The following is a 13,894-nucleotide window of genomic DNA, read 5'->3' as shown; positions in this document are numbered from 1 at the left end:
ATAAACGCCGCCATGATAACCAGTCAGGGGCCACTTGTCCGGCCCGGCTGCCGAAATCGGAATTTGATGGAGTAAGTCATGAGTGCATCAGAAAGCGTCGGCCCGCAGGCCTTGCCAGCACTGCAACAGCAGGTTGAGCAAATCGTCGCCGAAGCCAGGCGTCAGGGCGCGACGGCCTGCGAAGTCGCCGTATCGGTGGATCAGGGGCTGTCGACCTCGGTTCGCCAGCGTGAAGTGGAAACGGTCGAGTTCAATCGCGATCAGGGTTTCGGCATCACCTTGTATGTTGGCCAGCGCAAAGGCTCTGCCAGCACCTCGGCCAGCGGTCCTGACGCGATTCGTGAAACCGTCGCCGCTGCGCTGGCCATCGCCAAACACACCTCCGAAGACGAGAGTTCAGGTCTTGCCGACGCCGCGTTGATGGCCAAGGAACAACCGGACTTTGACCTCTTCCACCCTTGGAGTATCACCCCGGAAGAAGCGATCGAGCGCGCGCTGACCTGTGAAGCGGCAGCGTTCGATGCTGACAGCCGGATCAAGAACGCCGATGGCACCACGTTGAACGTGCATCAAGGCTGCCGCGTGTATGGCAACAGTCACGGCTTCATCGGCGGCTACGCTTCGACCCGTCACAGCCTGAGTTGCGTGATGATCGCCGAGCAAGACGGCCAGATGCAGCGCGATTACTGGTACGACGTCAGCCGCCAGGGCGAACTGCTGATGGACGGCCGGTTGATTGGTCAGAAAGCCGCCGAGCGCGCGGCAAGCCGACTGGGTGCCCGTCCGGTGCCGACCTGCGAGGTCCCGGTGCTGTTTTCGGCTGAACTGGCGGGCGGTCTGTTCGGCAGCTTCCTGGGTGCGATTTCCGGCGGCAACCTGTACCGCAAGTCTTCGTTTCTGGAAGGTGCCATCGGTCAGCGTCTGTTTCCAGAATGGATGACCATCGATGAGCGCCCGCATCTGATGCGTGCCATGGGCAGCTCGGCGTTCGACGGTGATGGCTTGGCGACCTACGCCAAGCCCTTCGTTGAAAACGGCGAACTGGTGTCTTACATCCTCAGCACTTACTCGGGACGCAAGCTGGGCCTGCCGAGCACGGCGAACGCGGGCGGCGTGCATAACCTGTTCGTCTCCCATGGCACCGAAGATCAGGCGGCGCTGATCCGCCAAATGGGGCGTGGCCTGCTAGTCACTGAACTGATGGGCAGCGGGCTGAATATGGTGACCGGCGATTATTCACGCGGTGCGGCGGGGTTCTGGGTGGAAAACGGCGAGATCCAGTTCCCCGTTCAGGAAGTGACCATTGCTGGCAACATGCGCGACATGTTCAAGCAGATCGTCGCCGTTGGCAGTGATCTGGAACTGCGCAGTAACATTCGCACCGGTTCGGTGTTGATCGAGAAGATGATGGTGGCGGGCAGCTGAGTTTCCCTACCATCAATGCACTCCCTTTTTTTGCGCATTAACCGGCCCATCCTAAACGCTCGTGGGAGCTTGCGCAGGTTACGACGGTGGCGAAGGCGGAGTGTCAGATAAAGCACATTCGCCACCGTCGTAGCCTCCGGACGCTCCCACCGAGGACTGGATTGTTCCCACTCATTGATTGTTCCCACGCTGCGCGTGGTAACAGCTCCCCGGACGCTCTGCGTCCATCGCAAGTTGGTGCCTGGCGTTTCTACAATCCCACGCAGAGCGGGCGAAATGATCAACAGCTTCCGCCAGCGCTGAGGCCCTACCTCCATTGATGATTGTTCCCACGCTGTGCGTGGTAACACCTCTCTGGACGCTCTGCGTCCATCGCAAGCAGGTGCCTGGCATTTCAGCTGCATCCCCAGGCAGAGCGTGCGGACGATCGACCGCTTTCGCCAAGGCTGAGATCAGTCCGCCATTCGTCGGGGTTGTTTTGATTCTTAAACTCATTTAATAATGACTATCATTCGCTAAACGAGCCTGAAGTTATGGGTACTGTCCTGCACGAGTCGCCTTATCTGGAAAACTGGCGTGCGCTGAGTCTGCGGATTCGCTGTGCCCTGGACCCCGACGAGCCGCGAGTCATCGAGCATTACCTGGCCGAAGGCCGTTACCTCGCCCGTTTTACCGCCACCCCGCAGGTGTTGATCGCCGAAAGCACCTTTCGCCTGCTGATCGATACTGCCCGCGACACCGCATTGCCCTGGCACTGGCGTTGCTTGTGCCTGGATCAGACCTGGCGCCCTTTGCGCGATCTGCAAACCCTCGCGCAATCCCCGGCGCAACGCCAGCGCTGGCAGGCGTTCTCCCATCAGCTGGCGACCTGTGTGTTGCAGCCCTCGATTTCTCTCGCTGAACTGATGCAAGGATCTACCGATGAGTAATACCCGTATTGAACGCGACAGCATGGGCGAGTTGCAGGTCCCGACCGAGGCCTTGTACGGCGCGCAGACCCAGCGTGCGGTGAACAATTTCCCGATCAGTCAGTTGCGCATGCCCGCCCAGTTCATTCGTGCGCTGCTGCTGGCCAAGGCTGCGGCAGCCCAGGCCAACCTTGAGTTAAAGCAGATTTCCGAAGGCCAGAGCAACGCCATCGTCAGCGCCTGCCAGCAACTGCTGTCCAGCGATTACATGACGCATTTCCCGGTTGACGTGTTCCAGACCGGTTCCGGCACCAGCACCAACATGAACGCCAACGAGGTGATCGCCACCCTGGCCAGCCGCGGGCTGGGTGAGCCGATAAATGCTAATGATCACGTCAACTGCGGGCAGAGCAGCAACGACATCATCCCCACTACCATTCACGTCAGCGCCGCCCTGGCCATTCATGAGCAACTGCTGCCTGCACTTGCGCATCTGGTTCAGGTGATCGAAGACAAGGCCGCGCAGGTTCACCCATTCATCAAAACCGGCCGCACGCACCTGATGGACGCCATGCCCGTGCGTCTGAGCCAAGTGCTCAACGGCTGGGCGCAGCAGATCAAGGCTAACGTCGAGCATATCGAAAACCTGCTGCCAGGCTTGCAGGCCCTGGCTCAAGGCGGCACGGCGGTAGGTACCGGGATCAATGCGCACCCCGAATTCGCTTCGCGTTTTGCTGCACACCTGAGCCGTCTGAGCCATGTCGGCTTCGTGCCGGGCAAGGACCTGTTCGCCCTGATCGGTTCTCAGGACACCGCCGTTGCCGTCTCCGGTCAGCTCAAGGCCTGCGCCGTGTCGCTGATGAAGATCGCCAACGACCTGCGCTGGATGAATTCGGGCCCCCTGGCGGGCCTTGGCGAAATCGAGCTGGAAGGCTTGCAGCCGGGCTCGTCGATCATGCCGGGCAAGGTCAATCCGGTGATTCCGGAAGCCGCGGCCATGGTCGCCGCTCAGGTGATCGGCAACGACGCCGCAATCACCGTAGCGGGCCAGTCGGGCAACTTCGAACTGAACGTGATGCTACCGATCATCGCCCACAACCTGCTGCAGAGCATCGAGCTGCTGGCCACTTCCAGCCGCCTGCTGGCGGACAAGGCCATTGCGACCTTCAAGGTCAACGAGGCCAAACTCAAGGAAGCCCTGGCGCGTAACCCGATCCTGGTCACCGCGCTGAACCCGATCATCGGCTACCAGCAGGCCGCGCATATCGCCAAGACCGCCTACAAGGAAGGTCGGCCGATCATCGACGTGGCAGTGGAGCACACCGATCTGGATCGCGCTCAGCTGGAATCGCTGCTTGATCCGGAAAAACTCACTGCCGGCGGCATCTGACCGACGTCGTTTCTGTCCCCGTTACCGCCTGTGGAGGGCGCGCCATGGAGCATTGGAAAACCACCATCCTGGAAGGCAACAGCTGTTTCAACCGTGGCGATCTGGTCGACGCTCGCAAGCTTTATCTCCAAGCGTTGGCGCTGGCTCAGGTGCTTTTGGAGCGCTGGCACGACCCTGACGAGGCGGTAGCGGCATTCGTGATCTCCCATCACAACCTCGCGGATTTGCACCTGAGCCTGAATCAGCCGCAGGAGAGCGCCGAATACCTGTGTTCGGCGCATCAACGGCTGCTGCAAGTGATCCAGAGTTTGCGCCTGACGCCTGCGTTGCGTCAGGCCGCGTTTCGTCACAGCAACAAAACCTACAGCGAACTGTTGGGCTTCATCAGTGAACACGGTGAATACCCAAGCACCCTGCGCCTGCTCAACAGCAGCAGCGAACACTCACGCTCGGCGCTACAGCGCAACGCCGCTGCCGCCGGCACCTTGTCCTTTGGAGTCCATTGACATGCCATATACCTTGCCCGCCTTGCCATACGCCTACGATGCCCTTGAGCCGCACATTGATGCGCAGACCATGGAAATCCACTACACCAAGCACCACCAGACCTACATCAACAACCTCAACGCTGCCGTCGAAGGCACTGAGTACGCTGAGTGGCCGATCGAAAAGCTGGTCGCCAACGTCGGTCAGTTGCCGGAAAAGCTGCGCCCGGCGGTCATCAACCAAGGCGGCGGTCATGCCAACCACTCGCTGTTCTGGGAGGTCATGAGCCCTAAGGGCGCAGGTCTGCCAACAGGCGAGCTGGCCAAGGCCATCGATGCACAACTGGGCGGTATCGAGGCGTTCAAGGAGGCGTTTACCAAAGCCGCGCTGACGCGTTTCGGCAGTGGTTGGGCCTGGCTTAGCGTTACTTCTGAGAAAAAACTGGTGGTTGAAAGCAGCGGCAACCAGGACAGCCCGCTGATGAATGGCAACACGCCAATTCTTGGTCTAGACGTCTGGGAACATGCTTATTACCTGCGCTACCAGAACCGCCGCCCCGAATACATCGCCGCGTTTTACAACGTCGTGAATTGGGACGAAGTCGCCAGGCGCTATCTGTCGGCTATTGGTTGACCTACTCATAACAACAAGTAAGGCGGTTTATGCGCTCGGCGTTTCTCACCATCAGCAGTGGACGGTTGTTGCGTTTGGCCGTGGGTTCGGTTCTGTTACTGGCCGGTACAGGGTTACTGATTGCCCAAGGGCTCTCGTGTTTGAGTCTTGAGCCTCGGATGTTGCCCGCGCTGGAGGGCGGTGCCATCTGCGCGCTGGGAACTGCCTTGGGCGCGGTGCCGGTGCTGGTGATTCGCGGGATGCCGGTGGCGGTGTCCGATGGCTTGCTGGGCTTTGGCGCCGGGATCATGCTCGCCGCGACCGCGTTTTCCTTGATCGTGCCGGGGCTAAATGCCGCTCAAAGCCTGGGCTTCACGCAGTGGGGCGCTGGCGCGCTGGTCAGCTTTGGCATTCTGTGCGGGGCTGTCGGGCTATTCGCTGTCGATACGCTGGTTTCTCAAGGTCCGCAGCTGGCCGACGTGGCGGAAAAACCGACGATCCCCCCCAATATCTGGCTGTTCGTCATTGCCATCATTGCCCACAACATTCCCGAAGGCATGGCTGTTGGCGTGTCAGCGGGAGGCGGTCTGGCCCATGCCGACAGCCTGGCGATGGGCATCGTGTTGCAGGACGTGCCTGAGGGCCTGGTTATTGCCCTGGTGCTCGCTGCGGCCGGTATGTCGCGGCTCAATGCCTTTCTGATCGGCGCTGCTTCGGGTTTGGTCGAGCCAGTCTTTGCCGTGCTCTGTGCCTGGCTGGTGGAGGTCGCCGCTTGGCTGTTGCCGATCGGCCTTGCATTGGCAGCCGGGGCGATGCTGCTGGTGGTCACCCACGAAATCATCCCCGAATCGCGCCGCAACGGGCACGACAAGATCGCCAGCCTCGGGCTGCTGATTGGTTTTTGCCTGATGATGGTGATGGACACGGCATTGGCGTGAGTTTGGATGACCTGTGAGAGCGAATTCATTCGCGAAGCGGCGGTTAAGCGGGCCGAGGTTATCGGCTGTACTGGCCAATCGGGAATGAATTCACTTCTACAGGCACTGTATTTGCTACGTAAGCGCACGGAGCGGTCGGAGAGGTTCCAGCAGTTGCCGGACGTTTTTAACGCTGGCCGAGCCTGGACACTGTCGCGCTGTCCGGCTTGCCGCCAAAGAACGCTTCAATCACCTCTTGAAACAGCGGATGCTGCGGCGCGACGCTGGCAAACAACGTCATGCTCGAACGCAGCTTCAGGTCGTCCGGCGATCCCATGATCTCGGTAGCGCTGCGCTGCCGCCATTGCAGCAGAGCGCCGCTGCAACTTTCCAGCCGCGCGCCCAGACAAGGGTGTTGCAAATACGCCAGCGCCTCTTCGCGTCCTGAAATGCCATAACGCTGCGCCATTTCGCTGTGACCGAGCCCCTTCAATTGGGGAAAGACGAACCACATCCAGTGACTGCGCTTGCGGCCATTGCGCAGCTCCGACAGGGCGGTTTCGTAGACAGGTTGTTGCGCATCGAGAAAACGTTGCAGGTCGTATTGATCGTTCATTTGGAGCCTCCCGCATCATCGGCGCCGGCAGCGACAGCGCATACATTTTATGACTGCCAAAACACTCAGGGTTTCCGGCCAATTCATCCGCATTGCCCGCCGGCCCCTAAAAACCCTTATAATCTTGCGCCTATTTCTTCCTGATGCGAGATCCGCCGTGAGCTTACCGCCGTGCCCAAAATGCAATTCCGAATACACGTACGAAGACGGCACCCAGCTGGTCTGCCCGGAATGCGCCCACGAGTGGTCCGCTGACGGCGTGGCCGAAACCGCCGATGACGTGAAAATCATCAAGGATGCCGTCGGCAACACCCTTCAGGACGGCGACACCGTGACCGTCATCAAGGACCTGAAGGTCAAGGGCTCTTCGCTGGTGGTCAAGGTCGGCACCAAGGTCAAGAACATCCGTTTGGTGGACGGAGACCACGACATCGACTGCAAGATTGACGGCATTGGAGCGATGAAGTTGAAATCGGAGTTCGTGAAAAAGGGTTGAAGCACGCATTTGCAGGAGCGCGCTTGCCCACGAATGATTGTTCCCAACGCTCCGCCTTTACGACAGCATGATGATTGTTCCCACGCTCCGCGTGGCAACACCGCATTGGACGCTCTGCGTCCACTCACGGCGGCGCGCAGCGTTGAAGGCTGCGTTCCCACGCCGAGCGTGCGGAACCATCACTGCCTTTCATGATTTTTCCCACGCTCCGCGTGGTAACACCGCATTGGACGCTCTGCGTCCACTCAAGGCGGCGCGTAGCGTTGAAGGCTGCGTTCCCACGCCGAGCGTGCGGAACCATCACTGCCTTTACGACAGCATCGATGCACGATAGCCCGTGGGTTGCTTTGGTGATCGTCCTGGCCCGCCCCAGACCTATGCGAGCGGCTGAAGCCTTGCAGCAGCTGCGCGCGGCTAGTCGCTCACCCCCGGCAAATTCATCCCGAACGTATTCACACCGTCTTCACTGCGCACGAATACCGTGCCGCCGTGCATCAGTGCGATCGCTTTAACGATCGCCAGCCCCAGGCCATGATTGGCGCCGCTGTTGCTGCGTGAGGCGTCGACCCGGTAAAAGCGCTCGAACAACTTGGGCAAGTGCTCACCGGAAATCTGCGCGCCGGGGTTGGCCACGCCGATACTCACGTGATCCTCCTCTTCTGCGATATCCACATGGATGACTTCTCCGGGCGTGGTGTGCTGTACCGCGTTGTGCAGCAGATTGATCAGTGCGCGTCGCAGATGAGCTTTTTCGATGGGCGCACTGGCATCGCCGCGCACCTGAACCAGCACCTGCGCGTCTTCCAGAATGAAGTCCAGATAATCGAGGGTAGTGGCGACTTCCTCGGCCAGTGACGACTCCGTCAGCTCGGTGGCCTTGCTGCCCTGATCGGCGCTGGCCAGAAACAACATGTCATTGATGATCGAGCGCAGCCGCTCCAGTTCTTCCAGATTCGATTGCAGCACCTCGAAGTAATGTTCGGCCGAACGCCCCCGTGTCAGTGCCACCTGGGTCTGGCCGATCAGGTTGGTCAGCGGCGAGCGCAGTTCATGGGCAACGTCGGCGTTGAACGACTCCAGCCGCGAATACGCTTGCTCGACGCGTTCGAGCGTGGAGTTGAACGAGGTTACGAACTGATCCAGTTCAGGCGGCAACGATGACAAGCGCAGGCGCCCGGACAACCGCGGCGGCGCCAGCTTGCGCGCTTCCAGGGACAGGTCCAGCAGAGGTTTGAGGCCGATCCGCGCCACCCAGTAACCCAAGGCCGACGCCAGGGCGATACCGATGGCGGCCAGGCTGATCAAGGCGATCAACAGCGAGTGCTGCGTCTGCCAGAAGGTTTCGGTGTCGATGGCGGTCAGAAAGCGCAAGGGAGGACGCTGATCCTTGGCCGGGAACTGACTGACCAGCACCTTGAGCGGATATTCGTGACCGCGCAGCTTCAGATCGCGCATGCCCGGCGGGCCGTTGGCGAACGCGCGGATCTGTGCGTCGGGATTGCCGAACTCATAGGCGGGGTTATCACTGACGACCCAGAAGTGCAGACGCTTGTCTTCCTCACTGAGCAGTTTGAGCTTGGCGGTGATCTTCGCCCAATGCTCGGGATTGCCGTAGCGCTGTACCGCCGATTCCAGCACGCTGTAACGCGCGTCGACTTCGGCGGCTGGCAACAGGCCCAAGCCCTTGTCCACCTGCAGGTACAAAGCCCAGCCGATCAGCAGGAACACAAGCAATGCTACCAGCGCGAACATGCCGCTCAGGCGCAGGGCGATGGAGTTACTCGCCACGACGGCTCTCCAGCACGTAGCCCATGCCGCGAATGGTGTGCAGCAGTTTTTGCTCGAAAGGCCCGTCGAGCTTGGCGCGCAGGCGCTTGATCGCCACTTCGACCACGTTCGCGTCACTGTCGAAATTGATATCCCAGACCATCTCTGCAATCGACGTCTTGGAAAGAATTTCCCCCTGACGGCGGGCCAGCACGCTGAGCAGCGAGAACTCCTTGGCGGTCAGGTCAAGGCGCGAACCCGAGCGCGTGGCCTTACGGCTGATCAGGTCGATCCACAGGTCGGCGATGCTGATCTGCACCGGCTCATGTCCGCCACTGCGACGGGTAAGCGCCTGCAAGCGCGCGACCAACTCAAGGAAGGAAAATGGTTTGCCCAGGTAGTCGTCCGCGCCTTCGCGCAGGCCGCGGATGCGGTCATCAACGTTTTCCCGGGCCGTGAGCATGATCACCGGTGTCTGCTTGCGGGCGCGCAAGGCACGCAGCACGCCATAGCCGTCCAGGCCCGGCAGCATGACGTCGAGAATGATCACCGCATACTCACTCTCCAGCGCCATGTGCAGACCTTCAATGCCATCGCGCGCAACGTCCGTGGTGTAGCCCTGTTCGGTCAGACCACGGTGCAGGTAGTCAGCGGTTTTCTCTTCGTCTTCGATAATCAGGACGCGCATGGGACCACTCTCACTTTTTTGTGCTTACTTTTCAGTCGCGAGCATTGCCGCAGGTTGGTTACCCGTTGCAGGGGTGGTCGGGGTCTGTGTCGGATGCCTGCGATGAAAGATTCGCTCAAGTTGCAGGTAAATCACTGGCGTGGTGAAGAGCGTCAGCGCCTGGCTCACCAGCAAACCACCTACGACCGCGATCCCCAACGGCTGACGCAGCTCGGCGCCCACACCATAGCCGAGCATCAGTGGCAGCGCACCGAGCAGCGCCGCCAGGGTGGTCATGATGATGGGCCGGAAGCGGGTAATACACGCCTCATAAATGGCCTCCTGCGGCGACAGGCCACGATGACGCTGGCCCTCCAGCGCGAAGTCCACCAGCAGGATGCCGTTCTTCTTGACGATGCCGATCAGCAGCACGATACCGATAAGCCCCATGATCGAGAAATCCTGGCCCATCAGCCACAACAGTAACAGTGCGCCGATGCCGGCCGAGGGCAGGGTCGAGATAATCGTCAGCGGGTGCACGAAGCTCTCGTACAGCACGCCCAGAATGATGTAAACCGCCACCAGCGCGGCAAGGATCAACCATGGCTGGTTGGCCAGAGAGCTCTGAAACGCCTGGGCGGCCCCCTGGAAGTTGCCGATGATCGAGGCCGGCATGCCGATCTCGTTCTTGGCCTGATCGAGCAACTGCACCGCATCGCCCAGGGCTACGCCCGGCGACAGGTTGAATGACAGGTTGGCGGCCGGGAACATGCCGTCGTGGCTGATCGACAGTGGGCCCATCTTCGGCGCGCCAACCTTGGCCAGTGCCGACAGCGGCACCATGGCTTGGGTCAGCGGCGAGCGCAGGTAGAAGTAGTTCAGGCTTTCTGCCTTGCCGCGCTGTGAAGGGTCGAGTTCAAGAATGACTTTGTACTGATTGATGTCGGTTTGGTATTCGTTGATCTGCCGCTGGCCGAATGCATCGTAGAGGGCCTGATCGACGTCGGCGGTGGTGAGGCCGAAACGCGCGGCGGCGCTGCGGTCGATGTCCAGATGGGTGACACTGCCGCCCAGCTGCAGGTCGTTGGACAGGTCGCGCAAGGCCGGGATCGATCTCAGCTTCTGCGTAAGCTTTTGCGTCCATTCATTGAGCAGCGCACCGTTATTGCTCTTGAGCACGTATTGATACTGCGCGCGGCTGGGACCGGAACTCAAATTGATGTCCTGGCCTGCGCGCAGGTACAGCACGATGCCGGGAATTTTCGCCAGCTTGGGTCGGATGCGGTCGATGAACTGGCTGGCGGATACGTCGCGATCCTGCCGGTCCTTCAGCGCGATCCATACCCGGCCATTGGCGATGGTCTGGTTGCTGCCGCTCACGCCTACCGAGTGCGAGAAGGCTTTGACCGCTGGATCGGCGCCTATGATCTTCGCCAGTTGCTTGTGTTTCTCCACCATGTCGGGGTAAGAAATATCCGCGGCGGCCTCACTGGTTCCCATGACCATGCCGGTGTCCTGAACCGGGAAGAAGCCCTTGGGAATGAGTACGTAGCCAGCCACTGCCAGCACCAGCGTCATGCCGAATATACCCAGCATCATGCGTGGGTGGGCGAGGGCAAAGCGGACCCCTCGGGCATAGTGCGCCAACAGCCGCTCGCCAAAACCGGGGCTGGCATGAGGGTCGTGTTGTGGCGCACGCATGAACAGCGCGGCCAGGGTCGGCGCGAGGGTCAGCGAGACCATGACCGAAATCAGAATGGTCGACGTCGCGGTCAGAGCGAACTCCTTGAACAGCCGCCCGACCACGCCGCCCATGAACAGCAGCGGAATGAACGCGGCAACCAGCGAGAAGCTGATCGAGACTACGGTAAATCCGATTTCGCCCGCGCCCTTGATCGCCGCATCGTGCATGTCTTCGCCCGCTTCAAGATGCCTGTGGATGTTCTCCACCACCACGATCGCATCGTCGACCACAAAGCCAACAGCCACCACGATTGCGACCAGCGTCAGGTTATTCAGGCTAAATCCCAGGACGTACATCAGGGCGAAACTGGCCACCAGCGACACGCCCAGCACTGCGGTCACGATGAGCGTTGCCGACAGCTGACGCAGGAACAGCGCCATTACTGCGATCACCAGCGCGATAGCGATCAGCAGGGTCATTTCCACTTCGTGCAACGACGCGCGAATGGTCTTGGTGCGGTCGCTGAGTACCGTGACGTCAACCGACGCGGGGAGCATTTCCTGCAAGCGCGGTAGCTCTCCCAGCACCCGATCCACGGTCTCGACGATGTTGGCGCCCGGCTGGCGGAAGACCACGATATTGACGCCTTGCTGATCCCCCGACCAAGCGTTGACGTAAGCATTTTCCGAGCCGTTAATGACGTGAGCGACGTCACGCAAGTGAACCGGGGCACCATCCTTGTAGGAAACGATCAACTGCTCGTAGTCCTTGGCCTGGAACAACTGGTCGTTGGACGCCAGGGTCGAGACGCTGTCCTTGCCGTACAGCGCGCCCTTGGCGAGGTTGAGGCTGGTCTGCTGCAATGTGCCGCGCAAGTCGGCCAGGGTCAGGCCGAGAGAAGCCAGCTTTTCCGGCGCCGCCTGCACCCGAATGGCCGGACGCCGCTGACCGGTAATGGAGACCTGGCCGACGCCGTTGATCTGACTCAACTGACGGGCCAGAAGGGATTCGGTGACATCGCTCAGTTCGGTGGCCGGCATCAGATCGGAGCTGACGCTGAGAATCAGTACCGGGCTGTCGGCGGGGTTGACCTTGCGCCAGGTCGGCGCCGTAGGCAGGTCTGCAGGCAGCCGACCCGATGCGGTGTTGATCGCGGCCTGGACTTCCTGAGCCGCGGTGTCGATGCTCTTGCTCAGGACGAATTGCAGGGTCAGGTTGGTTGACCCCAACGCGCTGCTCGACGTCATTTGGGTCATGCCCGGGATGGCGCTGAATTGGACTTCAAGCGGCGTTGCCACCGATGAGGCCATGGTTTCAGGGCTGGCGCCGGGCAGGGTTGCCGAGACCTGAATGGTGGGAAATTCGGCTTCCGGCAACGGCGCGACCGGCAGCCGTGGAAACGCAATGCAGCCCAGCAGAACCAGGGCGAAGGTCAGCAGGACGGTGGCAATCGGATGATTCACGCACCACGCGGATACGCCTCCACGCACCTTCATTTCACCGCTCCCGTAGACGCGGTCGCGGCGTCGGCCACGCTGTCTACCGGATCAGCCTTTACCACCTCGATACGTGAGCCGTTCTTGAGCCGCGACTGGCCATCGCTGATGAGTGCGTCGTCGGCATTGACGCCGCTGATCAGGACCAGGTCGCTGTCCTGATACAGCACGTTGACCGGGACTACCTCAACGCTGTCGCCTTTGACCCGATACACGAAATGCTGGTCCATGCCGCGCTGCACAACCTGCGGTGGCACTTTCAAGGCATCGTGGTCGATGGCGGTCTGAATTCGCACGGTCACCAACTGGCCGGGCCATAGCTTCTCGGCCGCGTTGTCGAACACCGCCTTGGCGCGAATGGTCCCGGTAGTGGCTGCCACCTGGTTGTCGATCAGCATCAGCTTGCCTTCGCCCAGCAACGTCCCGTTGGTGCCTTCGCCGACATAGGCGTTGACCTTCGCCGGCGCCGGGGCGGCGAGCAGGCCGTGGAGGATCGGGAGCATCTGTTGCGGCAGGGAAAACTCCACGAAAACCGGGTCGATCTGGGTCACCGAGAACAGCCCGGTTGCGTCGCTGACTCGCAGGAAATTGCCTTCATCGACATTGCGGATACCGACGCGGCCGGTCACCGGCGAACGAATCTGAGTGTAGGAAAGCTGCACCTGCGAGGCATTGATCGACGCCTGGTTACCCAGCACGGTGGCCTTGAGCTGGTTGACCAGCGCTTGCTGCTGGTCGTACTGCTGCTTGGAGATGCCGTTGTCGACGGTTAGCAGTTTGTAACGCATGAGGTCGAGTTCGGCCACATCCAGTTGCGCCTGGCTCTGGCTCAGTTGCGCCTTGGTCTGATCCAGGGCCGCGCGGATGGAGCGGTCGTCGATGGTCGCCAATAGGTCTCCGGTCTTGACCTGTTGTCCCTCCTTGACCAGCAGGCGAGTGAGGATGCCATCGACCTGCGGGCGAATCACCACGCTTTGCAGCGATAACACCGAACCGATACCGGTGACGTATCGCGGGACATCCTGCTTGACCACATGGATCACCTGAACCGGCACCGCCGCCGGCTCACTGGTCTTTTTCTCGACTGGACGCTTGATTGCCCAGACACCCACAGCAAGCAGCACAGCAAGAACGGCGATGGCTAGCACAGATTTTTTCTTTTGGGACATACAGAGATAACGCCATCGAAAGTGTGGAGGGCAGATAATCGACAGCGTTCTTTATAAACCTTTGACCCGGTCAGCAGCATGACTGCTACCTGTCAATATTGTCAGGTGGATGAAGGGCCGAGGATGAACAGGCATAAAGAGAAGGTGCAGCAGCACAATACCGAATCCGGAGGCGGAAAATCCTATAAGGATGTTGATGAATTTTTGTCGATTGTCGGCGGGTCGACTAAGCAGTGACAGGTGGGCTTCACGCCGCACTGC

Annotated in this window: 12 protein-coding genes; 7 read left to right on the top strand and 5 right to left on the bottom strand. The window is 60.5% G+C overall.

Features of this window, described 5'->3' with window-relative positions; translation table 11 throughout:
- Positions 1 to 78: 78 nt before the first annotated feature.
- The 6 genes from pmbA to B3I26_RS26375 all read left to right on the top strand — a co-directional run bounded on the left by pmbA (position 79) and on the right by B3I26_RS26375 (position 5,759).
- Complete coding sequence (pmbA, locus tag B3I26_RS26400; protein WP_296262249.1) at positions 79 to 1,425, top strand: metalloprotease PmbA; 1,347 nt, start codon at positions 79 to 81, stop codon at positions 1,423 to 1,425.
- A gap of 533 nt (positions 1,426 to 1,958) precedes the next feature.
- Positions 1,959 to 2,354, top strand: a complete 396-nt coding sequence (locus B3I26_RS26395) for a FagA protein (protein ID WP_296262248.1) — start codon at positions 1,959 to 1,961, stop codon at positions 2,352 to 2,354.
- The gene (locus B3I26_RS26390) at positions 2,347 to 3,723 is read left to right on the top strand and encodes a class II fumarate hydratase (protein WP_296262246.1); all 1,377 of its coding nucleotides are present in this window, start codon (positions 2,347 to 2,349) and stop codon (positions 3,721 to 3,723) included. Before B3I26_RS26395 ends, B3I26_RS26390 begins: the two co-directional genes overlap by 8 nt.
- 44 nt (positions 3,724 to 3,767) lie before the next feature.
- The gene (locus B3I26_RS26385) at positions 3,768 to 4,229 is read left to right on the top strand and encodes a hypothetical protein (RefSeq protein WP_296262245.1); all 462 of its coding nucleotides are present in this window, start codon (positions 3,768 to 3,770) and stop codon (positions 4,227 to 4,229) included.
- A 1-nt stretch (position 4,230) separates the two neighbouring features.
- On the top strand, positions 4,231 to 4,842 hold the full coding sequence (locus tag B3I26_RS26380) for a superoxide dismutase (RefSeq protein ID WP_296262244.1): 612 nt from the start codon (positions 4,231 to 4,233) through the stop codon (positions 4,840 to 4,842).
- Positions 4,843 to 4,871: 29 nt separating this feature from the next.
- On the top strand, positions 4,872 to 5,759 hold the full coding sequence (locus tag B3I26_RS26375) for a ZIP family metal transporter (RefSeq protein ID WP_296262243.1): 888 nt from the start codon (positions 4,872 to 4,874) through the stop codon (positions 5,757 to 5,759).
- Between the two features lie 166 nt (positions 5,760 to 5,925).
- Here B3I26_RS26375 and B3I26_RS26370 read toward each other — a convergent pair whose 3' ends face one another.
- Positions 5,926 to 6,354: a DUF1810 domain-containing protein gene (locus B3I26_RS26370; RefSeq protein WP_296262242.1), complete on the bottom strand. Its 429-nt coding sequence runs from the start codon at positions 6,352 to 6,354 to the stop codon at positions 5,926 to 5,928.
- A gap of 157 nt (positions 6,355 to 6,511) precedes the next feature.
- Here B3I26_RS26370 and B3I26_RS26365 point away from each other — a divergent pair, with 157 nt between their 5' ends.
- Positions 6,512 to 6,850 (top strand): zinc ribbon domain-containing protein YjdM, encoded by a 339-nt coding sequence (locus B3I26_RS26365; RefSeq protein WP_296262240.1) that lies wholly within the window; start codon positions 6,512 to 6,514, stop codon positions 6,848 to 6,850.
- 414 nt (positions 6,851 to 7,264) lie between these two features.
- Here B3I26_RS26365 and B3I26_RS26360 read toward each other — a convergent pair whose 3' ends face one another.
- The 4 genes from B3I26_RS26360 to B3I26_RS26345 are packed head-to-tail and all read right to left on the bottom strand — an operon-like array spanning position 7,265 to position 13,633.
- The gene (locus tag B3I26_RS26360) at positions 7,265 to 8,638 is read right to left on the bottom strand and encodes a heavy metal sensor histidine kinase (RefSeq protein WP_296262238.1); all 1,374 of its coding nucleotides are present in this window, start codon (positions 8,636 to 8,638) and stop codon (positions 7,265 to 7,267) included.
- Positions 8,628 to 9,305 (bottom strand): heavy metal response regulator transcription factor, encoded by a 678-nt coding sequence (locus B3I26_RS26355; protein WP_296262235.1) that lies wholly within the window; start codon positions 9,303 to 9,305, stop codon positions 8,628 to 8,630. Before B3I26_RS26355 ends, B3I26_RS26360 begins: the two co-directional genes overlap by 11 nt.
- A gap of 24 nt (positions 9,306 to 9,329) precedes the next feature.
- A complete protein-coding gene (locus B3I26_RS26350; protein WP_296262234.1) occupies positions 9,330 to 12,464 on the bottom strand; it encodes a multidrug efflux RND transporter permease subunit in 3,135 nt (1,044 codons plus the stop codon).
- Positions 12,461 to 13,633 (bottom strand): efflux RND transporter periplasmic adaptor subunit, encoded by a 1,173-nt coding sequence (locus B3I26_RS26345; RefSeq protein WP_296262233.1) that lies wholly within the window; start codon positions 13,631 to 13,633, stop codon positions 12,461 to 12,463. Before B3I26_RS26345 ends, B3I26_RS26350 begins: the two co-directional genes overlap by 4 nt.
- Between the last annotated feature and the right edge of the window lie 261 nt (positions 13,634 to 13,894).

Source organism: Pseudomonas sp. UBA5706, from assembly GCF_002419965.1.
In the GTDB taxonomy this organism is placed as follows: Bacteria; Pseudomonadota; Gammaproteobacteria; order Pseudomonadales; family Pseudomonadaceae; genus Aquipseudomonas.
Note: the sequence above shows the minus strand (reverse complement) of the source record. Positions and strands in the feature narration are given on the sequence as shown.

Excerpts from the sequence above, each read along its gene's own strand:
- pmbA (WP_296262249.1), top strand. The coding sequence starts at position 79 with ATGAGTGCATCAGAAAGCGTCGGCCCGCAGGCCTTGCCAGCACTGCAA.
- B3I26_RS26395 (WP_296262248.1), top strand. The coding sequence starts at position 1,959 with ATGGGTACTGTCCTGCACGAGTCGCCTTATCTGGAAAACTGGCGTGCG.
- B3I26_RS26390 (WP_296262246.1), top strand. The coding sequence starts at position 2,347 with ATGAGTAATACCCGTATTGAACGCGACAGCATGGGCGAGTTGCAGGTC.
- B3I26_RS26385 (WP_296262245.1), top strand. The coding sequence starts at position 3,768 with ATGGAGCATTGGAAAACCACCATCCTGGAAGGCAACAGCTGTTTCAAC.
- B3I26_RS26380 (WP_296262244.1), top strand. The coding sequence starts at position 4,231 with ATGCCATATACCTTGCCCGCCTTGCCATACGCCTACGATGCCCTTGAG.
- B3I26_RS26375 (WP_296262243.1), top strand. The coding sequence starts at position 4,872 with ATGCGCTCGGCGTTTCTCACCATCAGCAGTGGACGGTTGTTGCGTTTG.
- B3I26_RS26370 (WP_296262242.1), bottom strand. The coding sequence starts at position 6,354 with ATGAACGATCAATACGACCTGCAACGTTTTCTCGATGCGCAACAACCT.
- B3I26_RS26355 (WP_296262235.1), bottom strand. The coding sequence starts at position 9,305 with ATGCGCGTCCTGATTATCGAAGACGAAGAGAAAACCGCTGACTACCTG.
- B3I26_RS26350 (WP_296262234.1), bottom strand. The coding sequence starts at position 12,464 with ATGAAGGTGCGTGGAGGCGTATCCGCGTGGTGCGTGAATCATCCGATT.
- B3I26_RS26345 (WP_296262233.1), bottom strand. The coding sequence starts at position 13,633 with ATGTCCCAAAAGAAAAAATCTGTGCTAGCCATCGCCGTTCTTGCTGTG.